Consider the following 1,360-nt stretch of genomic DNA (forward strand, 5'->3'; position numbering starts at 1 on the left):
GTGAAGCGTACGCCACAGCCACACCCTCATAGGGCACGGGTATGACTGTGGCGCAACTACATCCCGAGTCAGGGAGTGACGGTGATACCGGGCGTGGAGTTGAACTTGAGTGCCCCGGTCATCTTCGCCGTTCCGGCCCCTGCTGCCGGGCAGGATGCACTTCCACCGTTGGAGGTGAAGTTCACCGTTCCGGTGTTGTTGGCGGTGACGGTGTGTGTCGTGTTGTTGTAGGGCACCGGGCCAGCAGTGCTGGCGGTGACGTCGATGACGCAGCTACCGGCAACTACGTGGGCTCCACCGTTAGGGATCTTGATACTTCCCATCGGCGATCCACTGTCTGCGTTGACGTTCAGAGCCCAGGAACCCGAGGTGGTGATTGTTGCAGGCACACCTTCGAGGTCACATCCGGACAGTCCCACGCTGGCAATGTTGATGTTGATCCCCCCCGTTCCGGAGTTCACGTTGCCGGGCGCAGCAGGGGTCGTTCCGGATCCGCTGACGCTGGTGCAGTACAGCTCGAGACCGCCGGTTGTGACGAAACTGAGCCCACTGCTGGTAGCCGTCACCGGAGTGGCCGCGGCGGGGCTGATCGTGGTGGAGGCTGTCGCGATACCGGATGCAGCGATGGTCAATGCGGCCGCTGCTCCGACGAGCGTTGAGGCCTTACCGAGCATTGTGCGTGATGACATGTGATGTGCCCTTCTGTCGAATACTTTTGGGATGAACCGTGAGTCGAAAGAAATTCAGGCGGGTCTGATCTTTACCCGGCGGCTCCCATCTGCGCCACAGCTGCAGGTTCGGCTGCCTGCGCAGCGGAAGCTGCCGGTGGTCGCACCTTGCGCGCGGCGACGGTGTAGACGTCGCTGGATGTGGTGAGAGAGTTCTTTCCGCTGGCGGAGGGGGTGCCCGCCCGCAGGTTCACCGCCCAATTGAGTGCACCGAAGACCCCACATCCGCTAGCGGCGGGAGCTGCGAAGAGATTGTCTGTGTGCTGAACGGCAGGGAACACCGCTCCCGGATAATCGCCGATGGGCTCCGAGGGCGGGTTACCAGTGGTCGTAAGGTGCAGGTTGATCGGGTTCGCCGTGGAGCCGAGATAGCAGTTGTTACCCAACAACGAGTTCGACAGTTTCAGCCTTACCGGCATCGTCAGCTCTTGATCTAGCACCTTGATGTTCGGCAGCCCAACAGCTTCGACCGTTGCAGTGATCTGGGTCAGATTCAGTGGAGTGTCGATTCCGATGGCCCCGCCCGGCACGGAGATCGGGTTCGAATACACACCGTTGCGGCCGTCCGGCTTGGGGAGCCACCGCGTCGGCGAGAGCGGCCGGGAAGCCGGCCGCCTCCGTGTTCAGGGTGT

General features: G+C 62.1%; 2 protein-coding genes. Both read right to left on the minus strand.

Features of this window, described 5'->3' with window-relative positions:
- Positions 1–68 precede the first annotated feature (68 nt).
- Complete coding sequence (locus ABT116_RS46675; protein ID WP_214926685.1) at positions 69–674, minus strand: hypothetical protein; 606 nt, start codon at positions 672–674, stop codon at positions 69–71.
- Positions 675–760: 86 nt separating this feature from the next.
- On the minus strand, positions 761–1,279 hold the full coding sequence (locus tag ABT116_RS46680; protein ID WP_351647337.1) for a hypothetical protein: 519 nt from the start codon (positions 1,277–1,279) through the stop codon (positions 761–763).
- Positions 1,280–1,360: the final 81 nt, after the last annotated feature.

The organism is Streptomyces sp. NPDC002130, from assembly GCF_040296465.1.
In the GTDB taxonomy this organism is placed as follows: domain Bacteria; phylum Actinomycetota; class Actinomycetes; order Streptomycetales; family Streptomycetaceae; genus Streptomyces.

Excerpts from the sequence above, each read along its gene's own strand:
- ABT116_RS46675 (WP_214926685.1), bottom strand. The coding sequence starts at position 674 with ATGCTCGGTAAGGCCTCAACGCTCGTCGGAGCAGCGGCCGCATTGACC.